We start from the raw sequence: 25,364 nt of genomic DNA, 5'->3' as shown, positions 1-25,364 counted from the left end.
CTGCCCGCTCGGGTGGATCACAGAGTAGCCACTCGATCGTGGCGATGCGTCGGGTCGCGTTCAGGACAGGTCCGCGAGGGCGTCCTGTGCGAGTTTCACCCGCTTCTCGGCTGATTTGATGGCTTTCTCCGCGGCGGCGACCGCGCGCTCCGCCTCCGACTTCGCGGTCTCCGCGTCGGTCAGCTGCTGCAGCGCCGTCATCAGCTCGCGGCGGGCCTGCTTGACGACCCGGGCGTGCTCTTCCTCGGCGCGGCGCCGCTCCTCCTCCCGCCGCCGCGCCTCGGCGCGCTGCTCCCGGTCGTCCTGCGTCGGCGTGGACCGTTTCGCGGTGACGGTGCTCAGGCCGGGCTGCTCGTCGCCGCCCTGGACCAGTCGCAGCTGCGGTCGCGGGGTCTCCCCGAATCCCGTGTATTCGAGCGACTTCGTCAGCCTTCCCTCCTGTACCGACGCAGCGGCGGCCGCATCGGCGAGCGCTGCCGCGAGGGTGCCCTCCACCTCGGCCAGGGCCGTTTCGCCGCGGCCGGCGAGCTGCGCGGCCTGCTTGGCGAGGGCGCTGACGGTCGCCCGGCGGCGGGTGGACAGCTCGCGCAGCTCGGCGCCGCGCAGGTCACGCTGGGCCTCGCGGAGCTGCCCGCCCAGCTCCAGCAGCTCCTCGACCAGGTCGGGCCGCTCGTGGGCGAGCAGGTTGACCAGCCACGCGGCGACGGTCGGCTTGCGCAGCGCCCCGATCTCCTTCGCCAGGCGGGTGTCGCGCGCCTTGCGGGCCTTCGCGACCTCCTCGGACCGGATCGCGACGAAATCCTCCGGCGGCGCCGAGTACAGCCTGGCCACCGCGGCGGCGAGCGCATCGTCCACCATCCGATCGTAGGATCAGCGGATGCGCGCGGACGTCTATTTCTCCCTCGATGTCGAGGCCGACGGCCCGATCCCGGGTCCGTACTCGATGGTGAGCGTCGGCCTGGCCGTCGCCGGGCGGTCCGACGGGGAGTTCAGGGCCGCGGACCCGGCCGCCGAGACCTTCTACCGGGAGCTGCGCCCGATCAGCGACGACTTCGTCCCCGAGGCGCTCGCCGTGTCCGGCCTCGACCGGGCGGCGCTGCTGCGCGACGGCGCCGACCCGGCCGCGGCGATGGGCGAGCTCAGCGACTGGGTGACCCGCACGGCGGGCAAGGGGCGGCCGGTGATCGTGGCCTATCCGGCCGTGTTCGACTGGATGTTCCTCTACTGGTACCTGCTGCGCTTCACCGGCAGCAGCGTCTTCGGCCACTCCGGCTGCCTGGACATCAAGACGCTCTACGCAGTCCGCGCGGGCGTCCCGATCGGCGCGGCCGTGAAGAGCCGCATGCCGGCGCACCTGCTGTCGAAGCGCCGGCACACCCACCACGCGCTCGACGACGCGATCGAGCAGGCGGAGCTCTTCGCCAACCTCATGAACTGGGAGCCTTAGATCGACGTGCCGGGTTCCAGCCTGGTGTACCGGGTGCCGGACAGCCTCGTCATGTGCCCGGTGACCATCTGCTGACCGGCGTCCACGAGCAGGCTGTCGTGCAGCGCGTAGGCCCGCTCCGGCGCGACCGCCCGGGTGAAGTCGATCGCCTCGGCGAGCTTCAGCCACGGCGCCGACACCGGCACGAAGAGCGTCGCGATCCGCTCGTCGGGCACGTGGAACGCGTCGCCCGGGTGGTACAGCGGGCCGTCTGGGGTGTCGATCACGAAGCCGATGTTGGCGATCCGGGGGATGTCGGCGTGGATGACGGCGTGCCGCCCGCCGTGCGCGCGGACCGTCATCCCGGCCGCGACGAACGTGTCACCCGGCTCGACCGCGTAGATGTCGGCGTCGAGGTCGCTCAGCTGCGCCTCGACGTCGGCGTGGGTGTGCACGGTCAGCTCGGGCCGCTTCAGGGCCCGCAGCGCGTCGATGTCGACGTGGTCCATGTGCTCGTGGGTGATGAGCACGGCGTCGGCGCCGTCGAGGGCCTCCGCCTCGGTGAAGACGCCCGGGTCGATCACCAGCACCCCGCCGTCGTGCTCGATCCGCAGGCAGGCATGGGTGAACTTGGTGATGAGCATCGGTCCGTCTCCCGTCGGTCTCCGTGCTTTGTCGTTGCTTCGCTGTGTCACAACCGTGACTGTCCGCCCGGGAACCGGAGCGGCGCCCGGCTGCGTCCCAGGGTGCAGTTCGATCCCTCCGATCGACCCTACCCAGGAGGCGTCATGTCAGTCAGGCGCACCAGACTGTTCCTCACGGCGGCGGGTGCCGCGCTACTCGTCGCGGTGAGCGGCTGCGCGGCCGACAAGAGCGACTCCGCCAGCACGAGCTCGGCGGACCGCGCGGTCGCACCCGCGGCCGGCGGCATGGCGCAGGAGGGCGGCGGGCCCGGTGCCGGCCCCGCGAAGCAGCCCGTCCAGGACCCCAACGCCAACAAGGCCCCCGACAACATCGACGTCGAGGACCGTTCGATCATCTACGCCGGCACGATGACCGTCCGCGTCGACAACGTCGACGACGCGGCCGCGAAGGCGATCGCGCTCGCCACCGCAGCGGGCGGCTTCGTCGGCGGCGACAACCGGCGCAGCGACGACCGCCGCTCCACGGGCACGCTGGTCCTGCGCGTCCCGGCGCCGAAGTTCACCACGACGCTGGAGCAGCTCAAGGAACTCGGCGACGAGGAGAGCCGCACCGTCAACGCGCAGGACGTGACCGACCAGGTCGTGGACGTCCAGGCGCGGCTGGACAACGCCTCGGCGAGCGTCGACCGCATCCGGGCGCTCCTGGCGAAGGCGACCACGATCGGCGAGATCACGTCGCTGGAGTCGGAGCTGTCGCGCCGCCTGTCCGACCTGGAGTCCCTGCAGGCCCGCAAGCGCAAGCTCGACGGGCTGACCGCGCTGTCCACCATCACGCTGCAGCTGCTCGGGCCCGAGGCGGCGATCACCCGCGACAAGGACGAGATCGGGATCGTGGCGGGCTTCAAGGAGGGCATGAAGGCGTTCCTGGCCTCGCTGCAGGTCGCGCTGACGGTGCTGGGCTGGCTGGCGCCGTGGGTCCTGCTGCTGGGGGTGCCGCTGTTCCTGCTGGTGCGGCTGGTCCGCCGGTTCCGTCCGAAGCGGCCGGCGCTCGCGCTCGCCCAGCAGGGTGGCCCGCTGCCGGGCTGGAGCCCGCCGGCGCCGGCCTTCCCGGTCGCGCCGCGGCCGGCGCCTGGGCCCGCCTCCGCCTCCGGGGCGCCCGGTGGCGCGGTCGTGACGGGTCGTGGTCCGGTCTCCGCGCCGCCCGCCGCCGGTCCCGTGCCCGCGCCGCGCGCCGCCAGCCCTGTCACCGCGGCGCCGGCCGCCGGTCCTGATTCGGTGTCGCCCGCCGCCGGTCCCGTGTCCGGGCCGCCTGCGGCTGGTGCCTCCTCTGGCGCGGAGTCCGGGTCGCCGTCAGGGTCGCCGGTGCCGCCGTTCCCGGCGCTGTCGAAGCGGGACGAGGACGACCCGAAGGACAGCTGAACGTCCTTCGCCAGGTCTCAGGACGCGGACACCGGCGGGTTGGCGACCGTCGGTGTCTCGTCCGAGCCCTCCGACAGGACCGCGACGAGCCCGGTGACCGCGGCGCCGAAGGCGGGGCGCAACTGGTAGCCGGAGTGGCCGTCGACCTTGGGGAACACCGTGTCACCCGCGGCGATGTCGAATCCCGGCGGGTCGGCCAGCCGCACATCCCGTGCGGTGGGCGACTGCACCGGGCCGCCGATCGGATCGGTGTCCCGCCAGAGGTTGACCCAACGGGGGCTGTGCTGACCCGCATCGAGGACGCCATCCTCCGCGCGGGCCAGCACCGCGCCGATCCGTCCCAGCACCGCGTCGTTGACGTAGGCGGGGAAGAACCTCGCGTACAGGCGGCGCAGCGGCGAACCGTAGGTCAGCAGCGTGGTCCTCGCCTGCGCCTCCGGGGGCAGCTGCAGGACGGTCGCGGCGGCCAGGACGCTGCCCTGGCTGTGCCCGGACAGGATGACCCCGCCCTGCTCGGCGGCGAGCCACCCGGCGCGGCGGGCGAGCTCCGGCACGACCCGCTCGGCGTAGCAGGGCGGCGCGAGGGGGTGCGCGGACCGGGGCCAGAACGTGCCGAGGTCCCAGAGCACGCCGACGATCCGGCGGAAGCGCTGATACCGGTACGCCAGCACACCGATGAACACGAGCGCGAACGCGGCCAGGCCGATGAGGTAGGTGCCCAGGTTGACGACGGCCGACATCACCTCGGCGGCCACGGACCCTGAGTCCGCGAGCCGGATCGGCCGCCTTCCGAGCAGCGCGAACCCGGTCGCGACGACCGCGGCCGCGGCGGTCGGGACGAACACCCAGACGAGCATGCGGCCGACGTGGTCGGTGACGAGGGCGTCGGCGACGGCGGTGTCGATGTGCCTCGCCCGCTCCGGGTCGCGCTGCCGCCCGCCACGGAAGTCGGCGTCGGTGACGACACGGGCGTACCGGCGCAGGCGGCGCACCAGCGGCACCCCCATGACCAGCCCGACGAGCACCGCCAGCACGAGCAGCAGGACGAAGCCGGCGGCGGCCCACTCGTACGCGGGCGGCGGCTCCAGCAGCAAGGGTGTCTCGGCGTAGTCGGCGGTGGTGGCGAGGGCGCGCCGGTTGAGCAGGTCGGCGACCCGGTAGGCCATGGCGGCCGCGAACGCGGCGGCGACACCAAGGCCGGTGCTCGCGATCAACGGCCCCGCGAGCCCCTGCAGGAACGTGCCCCGTGGCCGCGTCGCGAGGACGACCCCGCCGAGCACGAGCATGAGCAGGACCTGCACGGCGAAGAGCACGGTGACGGTGCCGCTGAACACCGGCATCCGGCCGCTCGCCTGCCACGGGTCGCGTCCGAGGCAGCTGTACGCGAGGACGAGGCCGGTCAGCACGACCGCGGCGTGGCTCATGACCCTGGTGAACGGCTTCGCCCAACGGGCGGGCGCGTCGCGGTGCACGACGGCGGTCAGGGTCACCGCGACGAACGCCGCCAGCAGGATCACCGCGGTCGCGGCGGCGAGGGCGTAGCCGGCCGGGTGCCGGTCGTGCGGCACGAGGACCCCGAGCAGCACCGCGTCGAGGGTGCCGAACGCGACCGCGATGTGCAGCGACCGGAGCCGGCCGACGAGGGGCCGGCCGTTCCAGAAGCACGGGTGGGCCAGCCCGTCGCCGTCGCCGTCGGTCGTGACCGGGAACGCCTCGTAGCGGGCCCAGGTGCGCCGGCCGAGAAACCACAGGAACGCGATCGCGAGGGCCGGGACCAGGGCGGTGACCGCGAGCCGGCGGCTGGTCGTCAGGTCGACGAGGACGGCCAGGTAGCCGCGGCCCTCCAGGCACCGGGCCTGGGCCGCGCACTGCCAGCCGACGAGGTCCATCGAGATCTCGATGAACGACAGCACGAACGACGCGGTCATGGTCAGCGCGAAGACGCGGGTCAGGGCGCGGATCGTCGCCCTGGCCCGGACGCCTACGTCGGGGCGCAGCCAGATGGCCACGTTGGCGAGCATGAACGGCAGCAGGAGCAGCCAGAGCGCGCGGGCGGCGGCGCCGGCGGTGAGGTTGCCCCAGCGGTACGCCTCCAGCGTCACGCCGCCCGGGCCGGTGACCGCGCCGTACTCCGCGCGGGGACGGAAGAACCCGGCCTCGGTGTCGCCCGCGACCCGCCGCAGCAGCGGCCTGTCGAGGACGTCCTCGGCCGGGGTACCGGTGACGCCGTGCACCCGCAATTCGGTGACCACGGCCTATGGCTACCGCTTGCGGGCCGCTGTGTCTAGAAGGCTCCCGCCCCGAGTGCGGCCAGTGCGGTGTGGACCATGACGCGGACGCCGTAGCCGATCGAGCGCTCGTCGACGTCGAACGCCGACTGGTGGATGTCGAACTTCTGGTCCGACCCCGGCACGCCGACGCCGAGACGGATCATCGAGCCGGGGACCTCGTCCAGGTAGAACGCGAAGTCCTCGCCGCCCATGCTGATCTCGGCCTCGACGACCCGGTCCGGGCCGAGGGCCGCGCCGGCGGCACCGGCGACGACCGCGGTGGCGAGCCGGTCGTTGACGACGGGCGGCACGCCGCGGGTGTACTTGACCTCGACGTCGGCGCCGGTGGGCGCGATGACGTCGTGGACGAGCTTGGTGACCAGCTCCGGCACGTCGCGCCAGGCGTCGCGGCTGAGCACGCGGATGGTGCCGCGGGCGACGCCCTCGATCGGGATCGCGTTGGCCGCCTCGCCGGCCCGCACGGCGCCCCACACCATGGAGACCCCGGCGCGGGCGTCGAGCTTGCGGTCCAGCAGCGACGGCACGTCGACGAGGATCCGGCCGAGCGCGTGGACGAGGTCGGCGGTCAGGTGCGGCCGGGCGGTGTGCCCGCCGCGGCCGGTGAGCCGGACCTCGATCTTGTCGGCGGCGGCGGTGAACGGCCCGGAGCGGACCCCGACCAGCCCGACCGGCAGCTGCGGCGCGCAGTGCAGCGCGTAGATCGCGGCGACGTCCTTCAGGCCGCCGGCGGCGATGACCTCGGGCGCGCCGCCCGGCATGGTCTCCTCGGCCGGCTGGAAGAGCAGCCGCACGCGGCCGGGCAGCTCGTCGCGCTCGGCGAGCTGCGCCAGGGCGAGGCCGACGCCGAGCAGGATCGTGGTGTGCACGTCGTGGCCGCAGGCGTGGCAGACGTTGTCGACGGTGGAGCGGTAGGGCACGTCCTTGGTGTCGGGCAGCGGCAGCGCGTCGAGGTCGGCGCGCAGCGCGATGACCCGGTCGCCATAGCCGATGTCGCACATGACGCCGTTGCCCTTGGGCAGCATGCGGGGCGAAAGACCGGCGCGGGTCAGCTCGCGGGCGACGAGGGCCGCCGTCTCGAACTCCTGGCCGGAGAGCTCCGGATGCGCGTGAATGTGACGTCGGACGGCTACGAGCTCGGCACCCCGGGAGGTGAGCCAGCGGTCGAGCTGACCGGGCAGCGGATCGGCCCCGGGTGGAGTCTCGGGCCAGGACGACGTCAACTTGCTGACCCGGGCCGCCGCGGCGGCTGGATCGGGCAGCGTCAGCGCTCTCGTCACGGTGAGTTCTCTATTTCGGTCTAAAGGAGCGGCCCGCCCCATGCGTGCCACGGACAGACTAACTGGGTCAAGGTGACGGAGCGCAACATCATTCTCGTGATGCTGGGATAGCTGAGCGTCACTTGATTGGAACTGGAGGCGTAAAGATGCTGGCCTCGTCGGAAGTGAGCGTTCCGCTTCAGCCAAGAACCCCTCACCTCCTACAACGGGTGACAGGCGCCACGGTCACGTGGTGTCGCGAGTAACTTTTCGCTTCGGTGCCGCGTCCAGCGTTGCCACAGATCAACGCACAGTGACGGAAGACGTCGCAGAGTGGCATGAACCAAGGGGCCGGCGCCGCACCGCGCGTCCGTCCAACCCCTCTGATCGGCAGGCGCACCCGAAAGTCCAGGGAAACGTAGTCCCCCGATGTTCCAGATGCGTTTCTGTCCCCTGCGTAGACGCTCCTCCGTCCCCTTCGGGTTCCCAGAATTCGAAGATTCAACCCAACCGTTTCAGTAGCGCGACATGATCAACACGGAGCGTTGCTCTCAGGTCACGGTCCGGTGAAGGGGAGGACCCCACCTTTCTTAACTGGCGAGCAGCACGCAAGATAGGGGGTGACCGCGGTCGTACAGCGAGAAAGTCATCTCCCCTCCATGACGACGGTTTACTGCCTGTGACTCAGCTCCCGACGTGGCACGGCGAGCCTCTGCCACCCACCGGCGCCCTGGCCTCCGCCGGAGCCGGGCGTGATCCTGCGCGCGGCCCCGAGCAGCGGGAGCCCCGCGAGCCTGGCTCCACGAGCATGCCCGTGCCCGGGCAGCGCGCCGCCCCGGGCGTGGTGATCGGTGGGCGCTATGCGCTGCGCACCGCCATCGGTCACGGCGGCATGGGCACCGTCTGGCGCGCCAGCGACACGGTGCTGCGCCGTGACGTGGCGGTCAAAGAGGTGATCCTGCCGCCCAACCTGGCACCCAGCGACCGCGACTCGATGTATCAGCGGACGCTGCGCGAGGCCCGCGCGGCGGCGGCACTGTCGCACCCGGCCGTCGTCCAGGTGTATGACGTCGTCACCGAGGCCGGCCGCCCATGGATCGTCATGGAGCTGCTCCAGGCCCGCAGCCTCGCCGAGATGATCGTCGAGGACGGCCCCCTCGCCGCCCGTGCGGTCGCCAAGATCGGCATCGCGCTGCTCGGCGCGCTCGAGGTCGCCCACGCCGCCGGCGTGCTGCACCGCGACGTCAAGCCGGCCAACGTGCTCATCGCCGGCGACGGCCGCTGCGTGCTCACCGACTTCGGCGTGGCCCGCATGCCCACCGACAGCGAGCTGACCACGCCCGGCATGGTGCTCGGCTCGCCGCACTTCATCTCCCCCGAGCGGGCGATCGGTGCCAAGTTCGGCCCGCCGAGCGACCTGTTCTCCCTCGGCGTGACGCTGTACACGGCCGTCGAGGGCCGTCCGCCGTTCGACCGGCGCGACCCCTTCGAGACGATGCGCGCGGTCGTCGAGGAGCCGCCGGCCCAGGCGGTCCGCGCCGGCCCGCTCGCCGGCGTGCTCTATGGCCTGCTGGAGAAGGATCCCGCCCGCCGGTGGAACGTGGAGACCGCCCGCGCGGTCCTGCGCGACCTGCTCGCGGGTCCCCTGGCCAGCAACGCGCCGGCCCACATGACCGACCCCTATGCGGTGGTCCGGCCCACGCACCAGCCGACGGTCGTGACCCCGCAGCACACCCCGACCGGCCAGATCGGCGGCCGGGCCATGATGGCTCCCGGCGAGACGGTCAGCGGCGCCCTGCGGCGCATGCACTCCGGCGGCGGCGCCCCCACCCAGGGCGGCGCGCAGCACGAGGCCGAGCTGGAGCGCACCGACGCCAGCCGCTTCGCGGCCTACCAGGACGGCCCGCTCGGCACGACCGACTGGACCCAGGCCCCCGCCGAGCCGCCCAAGCAGCCCGGCACCGACCTCAAGCGCATCGTCACCCAGGCACCGACCTGGGCGAAGATCACCGTCGCCGCGGGCGTCGTGCTCGTCCTGATCCTGGTGGTCTCGATGTCCGGGCTCTTCTCCGGCGGCGGCTCCGGCGACCAGACCGGCAAGGGTCCGACCACCGCGTCGAGCGGCCCGGCCAAGCCCCTGCTGGATGTCGAGGCCTTCTCCCACCCCGGCGGCATCACGGTCAACGTCCCGAAGGGCTGGACGCGGAAGGAGCTGGGCGCCGCGACCGCGCCCTACTTCGACATCACCGACCCGGCCGACCCCAACCGCCGCATCCGCGTCAACATCGAGAAGGCGTCCAACACGCCGCGCGCCTTCCTGCAGAGCGCGGAGAACCGGCTGAAGAACACCCCGGCCAGCTGCGCCGCGCCGTACAACCACGTCGACATGACCGACAACAAGCTCGACGGCCACGACGCGGCGGTCCTGGAGTACACCTGCGGCTCCGGCGACCAGCAACGCCACGCCCTGTGGAACGCCGTCGTCCTCGGCGGCAAGAGCTACCACTTCTTCGTGACCGTGCCCGAGGCCAAGTTCGCCGAGAGCAAGGTCATCTTCGACGAGATGGTCCACTCCTTCAAGCTGGCGGCCGCGTCCCCGGGCTCCTCCACCGGCCAGTAACCGAAGCGGGCGCCGCCTCCACTTTCCCGGAGGCGGCCGCCCGATCCGGTTCCCCCTTCGCCCGCCCTTCCCTGCCGGGCCAGCCAGGCGAGCTTCGTCCTGATCTTCTTCCACGGACCACGCGTGCCTCAGGAACCCGCACTTACCACGTGCACCTTTTTTTCCCAAGGACCCGGGCATACCGCACACGCTTCTCCGAGGGCTCAGGCACGCCGCATGCGCTTCTCCGCCATGCGCGCTGGCCCGCCGGCCCCACTTCCCACAGGCGCCCCACGAAGTCCACTGCCCACCGACCGCCGCCATCATGATCGAAGGCCGAATCCGGCCGCCCGCACGACCAGAACCATCCTTGGATCACGACGGCGGCGCCGGCAACCTGGCAGACCCCAAGGCGAACCTCCACCGCAACCAATCGGACACAGCAGCTAAATCCGGATGAATACGCCCATCGCCACGGACACCGCTCCTTCGCTGCCATGATCCAAGGACGAATCCGGCCGCCCGCACGACCAGAACCGTCCCTGGATCACGACGGCGGCGCCGGCAAACCTGGCAGGCCCAAGGCGGACCTCGATCACGGCCAACTGAACACAACAGCCGAAACGGGATAAACACGCCCATCCCATGAACGGCGCAGCCTCGGTGCTGTGATCGAAGGACGGACCCGGCTGCCTACACGACCAGATCTGTCCTTGGATCACTACGGCGACGGGCACCGCGCCGCTGGACCGCGGCGGAGTGCCCTGGTCGTCTCGCTCAGCCGGACCTGGCCACCACGCCCACGTGGCTGGCGTCCCGCTACGGATGATCGAAGGACGGATCTGGCTGTGCGCACGGCCGGGACTGTCCTTGGATCACGGTGGGGACGGATGCGGTGCCGATGAGGGCGGAGGGCGACCACCGGATGCGGCGCGGACGCGCCGCTTGGTCTGCCACGCGTCTCGGCGCGGGCAGTGCGTCGCGGAGCGGCGCGTTGGGGTGCGGGTGAGAATCCCCGCCGGGACCCGCCGCGAAGCGGTGGGGCGGAAGCACAGCGGTCGGGTGAGAATCCCCGCCGGGACCCGCCGCGACAGCGGTGGGGCGGAAGCCACAGCGTGCTAAGAACGACGGATGAGTGATCTGCGCGCCGAAGCGGAGGCCTGGCTGGCCGACGACCCCGATCCTGAGGGGCGGGAGGAGCTGCGGGCGGTGCTCGACGACGAGCGCGAGCTGCGGGAGCGGTTCGCGGGGCCGTTGACGTTCGGGACGGCGGGGCTGCGGGGGCCGTTGCGGGCGGGGCCCAACGGCATGAACCTCGCCGTGGTCCGCGGGGCGGCGGCGGGGCTGGTGCGCTGGCTGGCGGAAACGGGGGCTGAGGGGCCGCTCGTCGTCGGGTACGACGCCCGCCACGGCTCGAAGGCGTTCGCCGAGGAGACCGCCAGGGTGGCGACGGGCGCCGGGCGGCGGGCGCTGGTGCTGCCGGGGCCGCTGCCGACGCCGGTGCTCGCGTTCGCGGTGCGGCACCTGCAGGCGGCGGCCGGGGTCATGGTGACCGCGAGCCACAACCCGCCGCAGGACAACGGCTACAAGGTGTACCTGGGCGACGGGTCGCAGATCGTGCCGCCCGCGGACAAGGAGATCGAGCGGGCGATCCGGGGCGTCGGGCCGCTGCTGGACGTGCCGCTGGGCGACCCGGGCGAGACGCTGGGTGAGGACGTCGTCGACGCGTACGTGGACGGGGCGCTGCGGACCGTCGACCCTGAGGTGCCCAGGGACCTCGTCGTGGCGTACACGCCGATGCACGGCGTCGGGAAGGACGTCTTCGTCAGGGCGGTCGTCGAGGCCGGCCACCAGACGCCCGCGATCGTCCGGGAGCAGGCCGAGCCCGATCCCGACTTCCCGACCGTGGCGTTCCCCAACCCGGAGGAGCCGGGCGCGACCGACCTGCTGCTGGCGCTCGCCGACGACGTGGACGCGGACATCGCGATCGCGAACGACCCGGACGCGGACCGGTGCGCCGTGGCGTACAGGGACGGAAACGGCTGGCGGCTGCTGCGGGGCGACGAGGTGGGGGTGCTGCTCGCCGACCACCTGATCCGCCGGGGCGTCAAGGGCCGGTACGCGACCACGATCGTCAGCTCCAGCCTGCTGTCGCGCATGTGCGAGGCGCACGGACTCCCCTACGGCGAGACGCTCACCGGCTTCAAGTGGATCGTCAGGGCCGGCGACGACCTGGTCTACGGGTATGAGGAGGCGCTGGGGTACTGCGTGGCGCCCACCCACGTCCGCGACAAGGACGGGATCACCGCCGCGCTGCTGGTGTGCGAGCTGGCCGCGGGGCTGAAGTCCGAGTTCAAGCACCTCGGCGACCGCCTCGACGAGCTGGCGCTGCGGCACGGTGTCCACGCGACGGACCAGCTGAGCGTCCGCGTCGACGACCTCGCCGACATCGCGGCGGCGATGGCCACGATCCGGCTGAAGCCGCCGGCGGCGCTGCTCGACGAGCCGGTCCACGCGGTCGAGGACCTGCTGCCGGACGCCGACGTGCTGATCGTGCGGGCCGGCACGACGCGGGTGGTGGTGCGGCCGTCGGGGACGGAGCCGAAGCTGAAGGCGTACCTGGAGGTGGTCGTCCCGGTGACGGGCGGCGACATCAGGGCCGCCCGCGAGACGGCCCGGGCGTCGCTGGCCGCCCTGCGGACCGAGACCGCCGCCGCGCTGGGTCTATAGCGTCACCGAGAAGACCGTCGACGAGGCCAGCTTCTGGAACTCCTGCAGGGCCGCCTGGGAGCTGTCCGGCCGCGTGTCGCCCTTGGGGGCGTTCGGCGAGTCGAAGTAGACGAGGGCCTTGATCGCGGGGAACCGTCCGAGCTGCTGGCGGACCGTCGAGTAGATCCAGGCCTTCTGCGCGGGGTCGGCGGCGTGTTCGTACACACCCCACTCGGCGATCATGAGCGGCTTGTTGCCGTGGGTGCGGGTGACCCAGGTGTAGAAGCCGGGCCACCTCGCCGGATCGGAGGTGCGGTCGACCAGGTAGGCGAAGTCGCCGTGGCCGTAGCCGCCGGGCTTGGCGAAGAGGTACGGGTCCATGCCGACCCAGTCGACGACGTCGTCCCCCGGGTACAGGTCGCCGAACCACGGCTGCACGCACCACGGCTCGTACGCCATGTAGACCATGACGAAGACGACGTTGGTGACGCCGGCGGCGCGCAGGCGCTGGACGGTGTGCCGGAACATGGCGGCGTAGTCGCGGGCGGTCATGCCGCCGCCGGCGCGCACGTCGTTCTCCGGCTCGTGGTGCAGGGCGACGAACAGCTTGCCCGGAAACGCCTTCAGCCTGGCGGCGGCGCGGTCGATGCGGGCGTCCTGCCCGCCGGCGGCGACGTCGGCCCAGGTGGTGCCCCAGGCGACCTTCCAGTTGGCGAAGAGGATCCGTTTGCGTGACTGCTGCACCACGGCGATCTCGTCGGCGGTCGGCCAGACCTCGTCGCCGCGGTGGTAGGAGTGCAGGATGTCGGCGGGGCGGCCGGTGGTGCGCTCGAAGTTGGCGAGGGCCTTCGACGACGACAGGTCGGTGAAGGCGCCGGGCGCGACGCCCCACAGCAGGCCGCAGCCGGGCACCAGCTTGGCGCTGAGCGCGCAGCGGTTGGCTTCGGCGGCCTTCGACGCGGGCGGCTTGCTCGAAGGCGCCGGCGTGCCCGGCGAGGACGGCACCGCGCCGAGGCCGGCCTTGTCGGCGTTTTGCGGCGTCTGTACTGATGCCGCCCGCGGCTCGGGTCGCCTGGCGGCCGTGGCGGCGAGCGCGCCGGAGCCGACGAGGACCCCGACCGTGACGGCGACGGCGAGGACTGGATGGGTGCGCAGGAACGAGCGTCGGTGCTTCATCGCCGGTCACCGTAGGCCGACGCTCAGCTCCTGGGGCAATGCCTGACCAGCGGGAATCCCCCGATCCGGCGACGAGACTTAAGGCGCGCCTCAGAAACGGGGCATGCCGCCGAACTGCCGGTCGCCCGCGTCGCCGAGGCCCGGGACGATGTACATCCGCTCGTTGAGCTTCTCGTCGATCGCGGCGGTGACGAGCCGGATCGGCAGCCCCGAGTCGGCGAGCCGCTCGATGCCGGCGGGCGCGGCGAGGACGCACAGGACGGTGATGTCGGTCGCACCCCGGTCGACGAGCAGCCGCACGCAGTGCTCCAGGGAGCCGCCGGTGGCGAGCATCGGGTCGAGGACGAGCACCGGGATCCCCTTGAGGTCACCGGGCAGCGACTCCATGTAGGCGCGCGGCTCGAAGGTCTCCTCGTCGCGGGCCAGCCCGACGAACCCCATCGACGACTCGGGCAGCAGGGCGAGGGCCGAGTCGGCCATGCCGAGGCCGGCCCGCAGGACCGGCACCAGCAGCGGCGGGTTGGCCAGGCGGGTGCCCTCGGCCACCGCGACCGGGGTCTGCACCGGGAACTGCTCGGTGGCGAACGACCTGGCGGCCTCATAGACCAGCATCGTGGTGAGCTCGTGCAACGCGGCACGGAACTGGCCGTTGTCGGTCCGTTCGTCACGCATCGCGGTCAGTCGCGACTTGGCCAGGGGGTGATCCACCACGAGTACGTCCACAGGGACTGAGCTTAGACTCAGGCCATGACCCTCACCGCCGAGGTCGCGCGCTCAGAAGGCGCCCTGCGGACCTTCCTGCACGGTTTGCCCGGTGTCGACCAGGTCGGCGCGGAGCAACGCGCCGCCATGTTGGGCACCCGGTCGATCAAGACGACGGCGAAGGCGCAGGCGCTGGACCTGGCGATCCGCATGGTGGACCTGACCACCCTCGAAGGCTCCGACACCCCCGGCAAGGTCCGGGCGCTGTGCGCGAAGGCGGTCCGGCCCGACCCGGCCGACCCGACGTGCCCCAGCGCCGCCGCGATCTGCGTGTACCCGTCGATGATCGCCGTCGCCGCCGAGGCGCTGCGCGGCAGCGGGGTGCACCTGGCGAGCGTCGCGACCGCGTTCCCGTCGGGGCAGGCGCCGCTGGAGGTCAAGCTCGCCGACACCCGCGCCGCGGTCGCCGACGGCGCCGACGAGATCGACATGGTGATCAAGCGGGGCGCGTTCCTCGCCGGGCGTTACGCGGAGGTCCACGACGAGATCGTGGCGATCAAGGAGGCGTGCGGCGACGCGCACCTCAAGGTCATCCTGGAGACCGGTGAGCTGGCGACGCTCGACAACGTGCGGCGCGCCTCCTGGCTGGCGATGCTGGCCGGCGCCGACTTCATCAAGACCTCGACCGGCAAGATCCAGCCGGCCGCGACGATGCCGGTGACGCTGGTCATGCTGGAGGCCGTCCGCGACTTCCGGGCCGCGACCGGCCGGACCATCGGCGTGAAGCCCGCCGGCGGCATCCGCACCGCCAAGGACGCGATCAAGTACCTGGTCATGGTCAACGAGACCGCCGGCCCCGACTGGCTGGACCCCGACCTGTTCCGCTTCGGCGCCTCCACGCTGCTCAACGACCTGCTCATGCAGCGCACCAAGCTCACCACCGGCCACTACGCGGGCCCCGACTACTTCACCCTGGACTAGGCGATGGACTTTCAGTACGCACCCGCGCCGGAGTCACGCTCGGTCGTCGACATCCGGTCCTCCTACGGCCTGTTCATCAACGGCGCCTTCGTCGACGGGCGGGGCGAGTCGTTCAAGTCGATCAACCCGGCCACCGAGGAGGCCCTGGCCGACATCGCCACCGCCTCCTCGGAGGATGTCGATGCTGCGGTACGAGCCGCGCGCCACGCCTTCGACACCGTCTGGGGCCCGATGCCCGGGCGGGAGCGCGCCAAGTACCTGTTCCGCATAGCCCGGATCATCCAGGAGCGGGCCCGGGAGCTGGCCGTGCTCGAGTCGATCGACAACGGCAAGCCGATCCGGGAGTCCCGCGACGTCGACGTCCCCCTCGTCGCGGCCCACTTCTTCTACTACGCCGGCTGGGCCGACAAGCTGCCCTACGCCGGGTTCGGCCCCGACCCGCGGCCGCTGGGCGTCGCCGCTCAGGTCATCCCGTGGAACTTTCCGTTGTTGATGTTGGCGTGGAAGATCGCGCCGGCGCTCGCCGCGGGCAACACGGTCGTGCTGAAGCCGGCCGAGACGACGCCGCTGACGGCGCTGCTCTTCGCCGAGATCTGCCAGCAGGCGGACCTGCCGCCGGGCGTGGTCAACATCGTCACCGGCGCCGGCGACACCGGCCGGCTGCTCGTCGAGCACGACGGCGTCGACAAGGTGGCCTTCACCGGCTCGACCGAGGTCGGCCGGGCCATCGCCCGGGCCGTCGCCGGCACCCGCAAGCGGCTCACCCTGGAGCTCGGCGGCAAGGCCGCCAACATCGTCTTCGACGACGCGGCCGTCGACCAGGCGGTCGAGGGCGTCGTCAACGGCATCTTCTTCAACCAGGGGCACGTCTGCTGCGCCGGCTCCCGGCTGCTGCTGCAGGAGTCGATCGCCGACGGGTTCCTCGACGCGCTGAAGCGGCGGATGGCCCAGCTGCGGGTCGGCGACCCGCTGGACAAGAACACCGACGTCGGCGCGATCAACTCCTCCGCGCAGCTGGCCCGCATCCGGCAGCTGTCGCAGATCGGCGAGGACGAGGGCGCTGCCCGATGGTCCGCGCCCTGTGAGCTGCCCGACCGCGGCTTCTGGTTCGCCCCGACGATCTTCACCGGCGTCACGCAGGCGCACCGGATCGCCCGCGAGGAGATCTTCGGTCCCGTCCTGTCGGTGCTGACGTTCCGTACCCCGGACGAGGCCGTCGAGAAGGCCAACAACACGCCATACGGGCTGTCCGCCGGGGTGTGGACCGAGAAGGGGTCGCGCATCCTGCACGTCGCGGACCGGCTCCGGGCCGGCGTGGTGTGGGCCAACACGTTCAACAAGTTCGACCCGACGTCACCCTTCGGCGGCTACAAGGAGTCCGGCTACGGCCGCGAGGGCGGCCGTCACGGGCTGGAGGCCTACCTTGAGCACTGAGTCACCGGCGCGTCTCGCCGTCCGTAAGACGTACAAGCTCTACATCGGCGGCGCGTTCCCCCGCAGCGAGTCCGGGAGGTCCTACCAGGTGCACTCCGCCTCCGGCGACTTCCTCGCCAACGCCGCGCTCGGCTCCCGCAAGGACGCCCGCGACGCGGTCAAGGCCGCCCGCGCGGCGGCCGGCAAGTGGTCCGGCGCGACCGCCTACAACCGCGGCCAGATCCTGTACCGGGTCGCCGAGATGCTCGAAGGCCGCCACGACCAGTTCGTGAGCGAGGTGAAGGCGGCCGAGGGCGGGTCACGCAAGGAGGCCGCCGCGCAGGTGGACGCCGCGATCGACCGCTGGGTCTGGTACGCGGGCTGGTCGGACAAGCTCGCACAGGTCCACGGCGGCGCCAACCCGGTCGCCGGGCCGTACTTCAACCTGTCCGCGCCGGAGCCGACCGGCGTCGTCGCCGTCGTCGCGCCCGCCGCGTCGTCGCTGCTGGGCCTGGTCAGCGTGATCGCGCCGGCGATCGTGACCGGCAACACCGTCGTGGTGATCGCCTCGACCGACCGGCCGCTGCCGGCGGTCACGCTCACCGAGGTCCTCGCCACCTCGGACCTGCCCGGCGGGGTCGTCAACGTGCTCACCGGGAAGGTCGCCGAGATCGCGCCGTGGCTGGCGGCCCACATGGACGTGAACGCCGTCGATCTCACGGGTGTGACGGACGCCACCCTCGCGAAGGAATTGGAAGTCGCGGCGGCGGAAAACCTGAAACGGGTGATCCGACCTGCGGACCCGGACTGGACGGCCGATCCGGGGGTGTCCCGCATGGTGGCTCTCCTGGAGATCAAGACGGTCTGGCACCCCAAGGGGGTCTGACCGTCGCCAACCGGGCACACTAGGGTGTTTGTGCGCGAGGCCATCTCAGTGAGCAGTGTGCCCGCACGCCGAGCCGACTACGGAGGTCACAGTGGCCCGCCAGTCTTCCCGTCCGTCCTCATCACGTCCGGCGTCGTCGCGCCCAGCGGCAGCGAAGAAAAGCACGCCGGCGCCCGCCGTCACCGAGCCTGAGGTCTCGGACACGACCGAGACGGCCGACGTCATCGACGACGTCGACGACGTCGACGCGGTCGAAGCCATTGAGGCCACCGAGGACGACGAGGTCGAGGCGCTGTCCGACGACGACTCCGACGACTCCGACGCCGACTTCGACGAGGAGGAGGGCGGCAAGGAGCGCTCCGCGCAGGCCGACGCGATGTGGGAGGACGTCAACGTCCAGCCCGTCGAGATCGCGCTGCCGAAGGGCGTGGGCTACACGCTGCGGGCCTACCGGCTGTCGACCGAGCTGACGCCGACCGAGCTGGACGAGGAGGAGGACGACTTCGCGATCCTCCACCGCCGCGAGGCGGACGTCGACGAGGACGAGGTCATCATCCTCGACGAGAACGCGGAGCTGTTCGAGGAGGAGCCCGCGCCGGCCGCCTCGCTCGCCAAGAAGAAGGCCAAGGACGACTCGGACTCCGACGACGAGGACGACGTCCTCGCAAAGGACAAGTCCGACGATTCGGACGAAGATGAGGACGAGGACGACGAGACCGACGAGGCCGACGTCATCGCCGACGAGGCTTCCGAGGAAGAGGACGACGAGGACGAGGAGGAGCCCGAGGAGGTTCCCGCGTTCCTCGGCCACCGCGGCAAGCTGCTGCTCTTCCGCAGCGTCGAGGGGCTCGTCGAGTTCGTGAAGTCCGACGCGGAGCACGACCTGCGCCAGCTCGACACCTGGGACAGCCTGCAGACCCGGATCACCGCCTCGTCGGTGGTGCCGAAGGACGAGGACCGCTACGAGCTGGACCTCGTCGTGGAGAACCTCCGCGGCGGCCAGGACGCGTGGGACGGCGACCTGCTGATCGCGGCCGGCGAGGTCGCCCGTGACCTCGCGTATTCGCTCCGGCTCGAGCCCGTCCGCACCGCCCTCTCCCCGGGCTCCCCGCTCGACGACCTCGACGAAGCCCTGCGTGCGGCGGCCGGCGGCGGCGTCAGCGGCTTCTTCGCCAAGCGGCGGCTCAAGAAAATCGGGGCACAACAGGCAGCGCTCGGCTGGCGGACGATTATTGGCAAGATTTCTGCCGCCACGGACTGGCGTGATTGATTTGTGACCGACAGGATCTAAGCCGTGAGCATCTTGGCGCGGCGGGCGAGACCCGGCCTTTGACCGGACGGGTGGCGGCGGTGCGCGACGATCAGCCGAGAACGGCATTCAACCGAAACGGCTGATCGCGTCACCCGCCCGCAACCTGTTTAGTAGAGGTCGTTCAGTTTGACCTGCGGTAACACACGGCGGGGCGTCGGGACACGTCCCCGCCGACGTGGTGAAAGCTCAACTGATGTCCCGAGAGGAGGACGACGCGGTGGCGCTCGTTCGGGTGTACTGCGGTCTGGCGTCGGCTGATCTCGCCGAGCCGCAGTCAAGCTCCGAAATCTGGTTGACCGTCGCGGTCGTCGACGACGCCGGCCGGCTCATCGACATCTGCGAGGTGAGCGACGACGCCGGCGGCTACGCCGAGCTCAGCGCGCTGCTCGCGCAACGCTCCGGCGGCCAGTCCGCCGTCGCGGTCGCGGCCGAGAGCGACGATCACGTCGTCACCCAGCTGCTCACCGCCGCCGGGCGCAACCTCGCCTTCACCGACGACGACTCGGCCGACGACTACGCCGAGCGCTTCGCCGACGACGAGTCGCCTGAGGAGATCCAGTCCAACGCCGCCGAGCGCCGCGCCGTGGGCCTCGCCCGCGCGCTGCAGGCCGGCGTGCTCTCCGCCGTCGGGCAGTCCCCGCCGCGCGACATGCTGCCGCTCAAGCCGGTCCTCGCCGCGCACGCCGCGGTCGTGGCCGGCCGCCAGAGCGCCGCGGCGACGCTGCGCGAGGTGCTCCGCGAGCTGTACCCGGCCGCGCTGCGGGCCTACCCGGACCCCGCCGAGGCCATCCCGCTGGCGATCCTCGACGCGCTGCCGGAGCCCGGCATCCTCGGCGGCGGCGCCGCCGGCCGTAACCGCGACGCCCAGGTCGCCAACGATCTCGCCGCGAGCGGGGTCGCCGACGCCGACACGCTCGGCGAGGCCATCACCGCGCTGCGGGTCGCGATCGCCGAGACCCCCCGCCGCACCGGCGTCAACCGGGCGCTCACCGCCGCGGTCGCCGAGACCATCCGCCAGTCCGTCGCCGCCGTCCGCGCCTGCGACGCCGCGGCCGCCTCGCTCGTCGGTGTCCTCGCCGACAAGATGAGCCCGTCGCGCCTGCCCGGCCGCCAGCGCACCGGCTCGCCGCTGACCCCGGTCGTGCCGCTGCGCAGCACGCCGGCCGCGCCCGCCGGGCCGCTCTCCGGGCCCCCCGCCGCCGGCTCGCACGGCGCCGTCGCCGCCGTCGGGCAGGACGCCGCGCCGACCCGCACCCGGGTCGCCGCACGGGCCGCCGAGGCCGCCCGCGCCGCCGAGTCGATCGCCGCCAAGGCCGCGCCGGCCGCGTTCGGCGCCCAGCCCGCGACGACCGGCCGCACCAACGCCGCACAGGCGACCGGCGGCCGCCGCCGCGCCCAGACCGCACCCGCGCAGGCCCAGCCGCCGGCCGTCTCCGCGCCGCCGGCCGCGTCCGTGCCCTCCGCCCCGCCGTCGGCCCCCGGGTATCAGCCCGCGGCCGCGTCGTTCGGGCAGCCGGTGCCGTCGGCCCCGCCATCGGTGACCTCGACGCCGCCCGGCTTCGGGCAGCAGGTCCCCTCCGCGCCGCCCGCCGTCACGTCGACCCCGCCCGGCTTCGGGCAGCAGGTCGCGTCGGCCCCGCCGGCCTACGGGCAGCCCGTCACCTCCACGCCGCCCGGCTTCAGCGTCGCGGCGCCGCAGGGGGTCACGTCGACGCCGCCCGCGTACGGTGTGCCGTCCACTCCTCCCGCGTACGGCGTGCCCTCGACGCCGCCCGCCTACGGGGTCCCGTCGGCGCCGCCGTCGACCGGGGTCACGTCGACGCCGCCCGCGTACGGGGTCACCTCGACGCCGCCCGCGTACGGGGTCACGTCGACGCCGCCCGGTTACCAGCCGCCGGCCGCGCCGCCCGGCTACACGCCGACCTTCCCGGGCGCGTTCGAGAGCCCGGGCACCGGGGCGCCGACGCCGCCGTACCAGCCGGCCGCCTACCAGCCGCCGACGCCGACCTACGCGCCCGCGCCGCCGATCCCGCCGACGTACCAGCAGCAGCCGGTCCCGGCGTCGATGCAGTCGATCCCGGTCCCGCTGCAGCCGGCGCCGCCGCAGCCAGTGCCGGTCGCGCCCCTGCCCGTCGCGCCCGCCCCGGTCGCGCCGCCGCCGGTCGCCCCGGCCCCGGTGATCCCGCCGCCGGCCGCGAGCGAGCAGCCCACGTTCGCGTCGCTCATGCCGACGCCGCCGCCGGGCATCGCCCCGCTGCTGGCCGACACCGGCTTCGACTTCACCCGCCCCTCCTCCGCGCCGCCGGCGGCGGCCGCTCAGGAGAGCGACAGCGGCTCGATCCGGCTCAGCGACCTCAGCGCGCTCGGCGAGCCGCCGACGATGGACCCCGGCACGCCCGCGCCCGGCTCGCGGAGCGGCTGGCCGCTGGGCGGCCCGGTCACCAGCGACGCGTTCGACGGTGACCCGCTGAACATGACGACCTCGGCGTTCGCGACGGAGAGCACGCCGCCCGCGTCGTCCTTCTCCTCCGATCTGAGCAGCCTGCCGCGGCTGAGCGACATCCCGAAGCCGCCGGCCGAGCTGGAGGCCGAGGAGGACTTCGGCCGCCGCTCCTCGCGCGGCTCGCGCGCCGAGCGGTCTGAGCACTCCGAGCTGCTGAACCGCTCGGAGCTGAGCCGGTCCGAGCGCAACAGGGCCGACCGCAACCGCTCCGACCGGGACCCGCTCAACCGCTCCGACCTGTCGGCCTCCGCGGACGTCGAGGCCGAGGCCGCGGCGGAGCAGACGCGTGGGCGGCGCGCCAGTCGTACCGACGACGAAACGACCGCCGGAAGGACGGAAGGCCGCAGGTCGGCGCGGGCCGAGGAGGCCGCCGCCGCCACGCCTCGCGCCTCCCGCACGGAGATCCCCCGCTCGGAGCGGGCGCGGACGGAGATCCCGAGGTCCGAGCGGGCCCGCACCGAGATCCCCCGCAGCGAGCGCTCCCGGGCCGAACGCCCCGTCGAGCTGCCCCGCCAGCGCGAGGGTCGCGTCCCGCCCCCGTGGCAGACCGGCGACCTGCCGGCCGAGCCGGCCGGGCTGCGCCTGGTCGAGCCGGCCCCCGTGCCGGACCCGGCGCTCACCGGCTACTCCGACGAGCTCAGCGGGGAGTACAGCGGGGAGTTCCGCTTCGAGCCGCCCGCGCTGCGCCTCGTCGAGGACCGGCCCGCCGCCGAACGGGCCACGGCCCGCAGCAGCGGCACCGGTGCCGGCCGCAGCCGTCGCGCCGCGGCCGCCGAGGCATCCGCGCTGGCTTCGGGTCCGGCTCCGGCCTCGACCTCGAAGTCCGACGAGGCGGACGGTGACCTGTTGATATTCGCCGCGGCACGCTCCGCGTGGTTCACCGACTGGGACGCCGACAGCGAGTCGGAGGCCGCCGCCGAGCGCCCCGCGGTCAGCTGGGAGAACCAGAACGACTCCGCCTGGCGCGCCGCCGAGCAGGCCAGCCAGCCGAAGCTCGGCGACGAGACGTCCACCGGCCTGCCGCGGCGCGTGCCGCAGCAGAACCTGGTGCCCGGCGCCCCCGTCAACTCCCCCGAGCGCCCGCTCCGCATCGTCCGCGACGCTGCGCAGATCGCGGCGCACACCACCGGCTACTTCCGCGGGTGGCGCCGGGGCCAGGAGGTCGGCGGCTTCTCCGTCGGCGGCCGCCCGGGCCGCGAGGCGGCAGGCGGCTGGGACTTCAGCCGCGAACGCGAGGCCAGCCGCGAATACCAGGAGCGCGAGTTCGAGTACCGCTCAGCCCGCCGCTGACCCTCCACCGGCAATCAGGGCCGCCCGTCTTTCGGGCGGCCCTTTGCTTTGCCCAACGTCGTCGCTGTACGTGACGCCCCGGTGATCGAGCGTCGACTTCACCGGGCGCCGCTGGCGTCGGTCCGCGGCATGCCGGGAGAATTGGGGGGTCTCAGATGGACTGTGAGCCTTCGATTCCCGCCGAGGAGGTCCTCGGTGTGACTTGCGGGGCGCACGGGCGTCTCAGGACACGCCAGGACCGTCTCGCGGGCGGTCACAGCTCGTAGGGGTAGAGGGCAACCTGCGCGCGGGCGCCGTCGAGCTCAACGAGGATGCCCGCCAGCTCCAGCACTGCTTCGCCGTCAACCGTCCTAAGGAGGGAGCCCTCGCAGGATGACGCAGTCCCATCGCCAATCCCGGCCGCCGCCGGCACTTCGGCCGGCACTTCGGCCGGCCTGAGGTCGCCGAGCCAGGTGAGCGGAGCGTCGACCGTCCACTCCACGTAATACGTCCCCGCCGGCGCGCCGGCCGGCCCCGCCCACGGCACGGCGATACCACCGACGGCGGTCCGGATCGCCGCCACCGGCAGCGAGCTCCACCCGACCCGCCGCAACTCCTCCACCGCCACCAACACACCGCCCAACACGCCCACCGCCGGCCCTGTCTGCGCCAGCCGCCCCGTTCACGACTCCACCTCGCCCCCACCGGAGGCCCCATCGAGCCCTGCCAGGGCGCTAGACACCTCGAAGCGCACCCCCGCCGTCATCGAAGGACGGACCTGACCGCCACCACGCCCCGATCCACCCTCCGATGCCCGAGGGATGGACACCGCCGCGCATGAGACGCAGCAATCGGGGCCGCAGGAAGAACCGCAGCCATCGGCCGAGCCGGCACGCCCCGTCCAGACCGCGATGCGGACCGATGTCATGGCGCCGCCCGCGCACAGGCCGCCGAGAGGCACCACACAAACTCGCCCACCAGACCGCCGAGCTGCCCACCCGCCGAGCCGCCGCGCGACCTTCCCGCCACGCCCAGGCCACCACACGACCCGCTCACCAGACCGCCCACCAAACCGTCAAGCTGCCCACATCGCCGGGCCGCCGCGCCGCCGCGCGTCCCGACCGCCAGCACCCAGGCGACCGCATGCCCACCGACAGACCGCCGCCTGACCCGCCCGCACGACCCAGGCCACGCACAACTCGCCCACCAGACCGCCGACCTGTCCACCCGCCGAGCGGCCCGCTCACCAGACCGCTCGCCAGACCGCCGGGCACCCACCCGTCAGAGAACCCAGGCCAACGCATTCCCACCGGCAGACCGCCACGCAACCCGCCCACCACGTCCAGGCCACCGCGCAACCCGTCCACCACGCCGAGCTGTCCGCCCGCCAGGGCACCGAACCGCCGGACGATCCCCACCCGCCGCGTCCAGGCCACCGCGCAACCCGTCCACCACGCCGAGCTATCCGCCCGCCAGGGCACCGAACCGCCGGACGTTCCCCACCCGCCGCGTCCAGGCCACTGCACGACCTTCGCACCAGACCGCCATGCGAGCTGCCCGCACGACCGCAGGCCAACGCGCGCCCCTCTCAGAGCGCCCAGCCATCGCACGCCCTGCCCGCCAGACCGCCGCGCGGTCCGTCCGCACTGGCCCGGGGCACCGCGTGGCTTCCCCGCGCAGGGTGGCCGACGGATCGTCCGCTGGGGCGTCGAGCTGGTGGGTGGGTGGAAATGGCGCGCGCACCGTGGCCGCCCTGCTGAGGAGGCGGCGACGGTGCGCGCGGTGAGGTGCTGGAGAGGGGGGTGGTGCGTTACGCGGGGGCGGTGGCCCGGGTGCGGCGCATCGAGAGGACGTACTCGACGAGCGAGATGAGGACGTTCTTCGTCGACTCGCGGGAGCGGGCGTCGCACGAGACGACCGGGACATCGCTGGAGATGGCCAGGGCCTCGCGGACGTCGTCGGCGTTGTGGTACTGCACGCCGTCGAAGCAGTTGATCGCGACGAGGTACGGCAGGCGCCGGTGCTCGAAGAAGTCGATCGCGGCGAAACAGTCGGCGAGGCGCCGGGTGTCCACCATGACGACAGCGCCGATGGCGCCCCGGACCAGTTCGTCCCACATGAACCAGAAGCGGGTCTGGCCCGGGGTGCCGAACAGGTACAGGATCAGGTCACGGTCGATCGAGATACGACCGAAGTCCATCGCGACCGTGGTCGTCGTCTTGCCGGGGACATTGCGGGTGTCATCCACACCGACGCCGGCGGACGTCATGATGGCCTCGGTGGTCAGCGGCGTGATCTCCGAGACCGAGCCGACCAGTGTGGTCTTGCCCACGCCGAACCCTCCGGCGATGACGATCTTCGCTGACGTGACCCGCCCTGGGCGGACTGCCACGTCAGAGCCTCCGAAGTCCACTCAGCACCCTCTCAAGCAGTTCTGTGCCCACCGACTCGTTTTCGTCGAGCGAGGTCGGCTCGTACACCGCGACGAGTCCGTCGGCAGCCATGTCCGCCACAATGACCCGCGCGACACCCAGCGGAAGCTGCATGCGCGCCGCGATCTCAGCGAGAGACTGCAGGCGACCGTCGCAAAGCGTTGAAATGTATTGCTGTTCTTGTCCGTGAGCGCCGCCCGGCCGAGAGTTGGCCGCGCGACCCCGCACGGTGGTCTCGACCAGCGCCTCGATCGCGATGTCCAGCTTGGGCCGGGTGCGACCTCGGGTGACGGCGTACGGCCTGACCAACGCGCCGGTTGGTTCATCGCGCTCGGCCATGGTCGCC

At 72.7% G+C, this 25,364-nt stretch carries 18 protein-coding genes; 9 read left to right on the top strand and 9 right to left on the bottom strand.

Annotated elements, in window-relative coordinates:
- Positions 1 to 60 precede the first annotated feature (60 nt).
- On the bottom strand, positions 61 to 855 hold the full coding sequence (locus ABZ321_RS34385) for a TolC family protein (RefSeq protein WP_354899127.1): 795 nt from the start codon (positions 853 to 855) through the stop codon (positions 61 to 63).
- Between the two features lie 22 nt (positions 856 to 877).
- On the opposite strand from ABZ321_RS34385, the gene ABZ321_RS34380 reads away from it, so the two are divergent.
- Positions 878 to 1,447 carry an exonuclease gene (locus tag ABZ321_RS34380; RefSeq protein WP_344503820.1) on the top strand — a complete coding sequence of 190 codons (570 nt, stop codon included), beginning with the start codon at positions 878 to 880 and terminating at the stop codon, positions 1,445 to 1,447.
- Here the strand turns inward: ABZ321_RS34380 and ABZ321_RS34375 are convergent.
- On the bottom strand, positions 1,444 to 2,070 hold the full coding sequence (locus tag ABZ321_RS34375; RefSeq protein WP_344503821.1) for an MBL fold metallo-hydrolase: 627 nt from the start codon (positions 2,068 to 2,070) through the stop codon (positions 1,444 to 1,446). The two genes, ABZ321_RS34380 and ABZ321_RS34375, sit on opposite strands and share 4 nt — an antisense overlap.
- A 144-nt stretch (positions 2,071 to 2,214) precedes the next feature.
- Here ABZ321_RS34375 and ABZ321_RS34370 point away from each other — a divergent pair, with 144 nt between their 5' ends.
- The gene (locus tag ABZ321_RS34370) at positions 2,215 to 3,489 is read left to right on the top strand and encodes a DUF4349 domain-containing protein (RefSeq protein WP_354899123.1); all 1,275 of its coding nucleotides are present in this window, start codon (positions 2,215 to 2,217) and stop codon (positions 3,487 to 3,489) included.
- Positions 3,490 to 3,506: 17 nt separating this feature from the next.
- On the opposite strand, the gene ABZ321_RS34365 is transcribed toward ABZ321_RS34370, so the two are convergent.
- Positions 3,507 to 5,741, bottom strand: coding sequence for a hypothetical protein (locus ABZ321_RS34365; protein WP_354899121.1), 2,235 nt, complete (start codon positions 5,739 to 5,741; stop codon positions 3,507 to 3,509).
- Between the two features lie 32 nt (positions 5,742 to 5,773).
- Complete coding sequence (locus ABZ321_RS34360) at positions 5,774 to 7,057, bottom strand: amidohydrolase (RefSeq protein ID WP_344503824.1); 1,284 nt, start codon at positions 7,055 to 7,057, stop codon at positions 5,774 to 5,776.
- A 658-nt stretch (positions 7,058 to 7,715) separates the two neighbouring features.
- Here ABZ321_RS34360 and ABZ321_RS34355 point away from each other — a divergent pair.
- Both ABZ321_RS34355 and ABZ321_RS34350 read left to right on the top strand, forming a co-directional pair.
- On the top strand, positions 7,716 to 9,656 hold the full coding sequence (locus ABZ321_RS34355) for a serine/threonine-protein kinase (RefSeq protein ID WP_354899118.1): 1,941 nt from the start codon (positions 7,716 to 7,718) through the stop codon (positions 9,654 to 9,656).
- A 1,110-nt stretch (positions 9,657 to 10,766) separates the two neighbouring features.
- Positions 10,767 to 12,365 (top strand): phospho-sugar mutase, encoded by a 1,599-nt coding sequence (locus ABZ321_RS34350; protein WP_354899115.1) that lies wholly within the window; start codon positions 10,767 to 10,769, stop codon positions 12,363 to 12,365.
- On the opposite strand, the gene ABZ321_RS34345 is transcribed toward ABZ321_RS34350, so the two are convergent.
- Together ABZ321_RS34345 and upp are read right to left on the bottom strand one after the other, a co-directional pair.
- A complete protein-coding gene (locus ABZ321_RS34345; protein ID WP_344503828.1) occupies positions 12,360 to 13,520 on the bottom strand; it encodes a glycosyl hydrolase in 1,161 nt (386 codons plus the stop codon). The genes ABZ321_RS34350 and ABZ321_RS34345 overlap by 6 nt on opposite strands.
- Positions 13,521 to 13,610: 90 nt before the next feature.
- Complete coding sequence (upp, locus tag ABZ321_RS34340) at positions 13,611 to 14,243, bottom strand: uracil phosphoribosyltransferase (protein WP_344503829.1); 633 nt, start codon at positions 14,241 to 14,243, stop codon at positions 13,611 to 13,613.
- A 24-nt stretch (positions 14,244 to 14,267) separates the two neighbouring features.
- Here upp and deoC point away from each other — a divergent pair, with 24 nt between their 5' ends.
- The 5 genes from deoC (at position 14,268) to ABZ321_RS34315 (ending at position 22,607) form a co-directional block, all read left to right on the top strand.
- A complete protein-coding gene (deoC, locus tag ABZ321_RS34335; RefSeq protein ID WP_354899110.1) occupies positions 14,268 to 15,203 on the top strand; it encodes a deoxyribose-phosphate aldolase in 936 nt (311 codons plus the stop codon).
- A 3-nt stretch (positions 15,204 to 15,206) separates the two neighbouring features.
- Positions 15,207 to 16,637 (top strand): aldehyde dehydrogenase family protein, encoded by a 1,431-nt coding sequence (locus ABZ321_RS34330; RefSeq protein WP_344503831.1) that lies wholly within the window; start codon positions 15,207 to 15,209, stop codon positions 16,635 to 16,637.
- Positions 16,627 to 17,502 carry an aldehyde dehydrogenase family protein gene (locus ABZ321_RS34325; RefSeq protein ID WP_354899107.1) on the top strand — a complete coding sequence of 292 codons (876 nt, stop codon included), beginning with the start codon at positions 16,627 to 16,629 and terminating at the stop codon, positions 17,500 to 17,502. The genes ABZ321_RS34330 and ABZ321_RS34325 overlap by 11 nt, the downstream gene beginning before the upstream one ends.
- Positions 17,503 to 17,593: 91 nt before the next feature.
- The gene (locus ABZ321_RS34320) at positions 17,594 to 18,772 is read left to right on the top strand and encodes a DNA primase (protein ID WP_354899104.1); all 1,179 of its coding nucleotides are present in this window, start codon (positions 17,594 to 17,596) and stop codon (positions 18,770 to 18,772) included.
- A 235-nt stretch (positions 18,773 to 19,007) separates the two neighbouring features.
- Entirely contained in the window at positions 19,008 to 22,607 is a 3,600-nt protein-coding gene (locus ABZ321_RS34315) for a hypothetical protein (RefSeq protein WP_354899101.1), read from the top strand.
- A 253-nt stretch (positions 22,608 to 22,860) separates the two neighbouring features.
- Here ABZ321_RS34315 and ABZ321_RS34310 read toward each other — a convergent pair whose 3' ends face one another.
- The 3 genes from ABZ321_RS34310 to ABZ321_RS34300 form a co-directional block, all read right to left on the bottom strand.
- A complete protein-coding gene (locus ABZ321_RS34310; protein WP_354899098.1) occupies positions 22,861 to 23,214 on the bottom strand; it encodes a hypothetical protein in 354 nt (117 codons plus the stop codon).
- 1,182 nt (positions 23,215 to 24,396) lie between these two features.
- The gene (locus tag ABZ321_RS34305) at positions 24,397 to 24,999 is read right to left on the bottom strand and encodes an ATP/GTP-binding protein (RefSeq protein WP_203848113.1); all 603 of its coding nucleotides are present in this window, start codon (positions 24,997 to 24,999) and stop codon (positions 24,397 to 24,399) included.
- On the bottom strand, positions 24,980 to 25,357 hold the full coding sequence (locus ABZ321_RS34300; protein ID WP_033358337.1) for a DUF742 domain-containing protein: 378 nt from the start codon (positions 25,355 to 25,357) through the stop codon (positions 24,980 to 24,982). Before ABZ321_RS34300 ends, ABZ321_RS34305 begins: the two co-directional genes overlap by 20 nt.
- Positions 25,358 to 25,364 lie beyond the last annotated feature (7 nt).

The sequence above is a fragment of the Dactylosporangium sp. NPDC006015 genome, from assembly GCF_040614215.1.
Taxonomy (GTDB): Bacteria; Actinomycetota; Actinomycetes; order Mycobacteriales; family Micromonosporaceae; genus Dactylosporangium; species Dactylosporangium maewongense.
The sequence above is the reverse complement of the archived record's forward strand: the minus strand, read 5'-3'. Positions and strand labels throughout refer to the sequence as shown.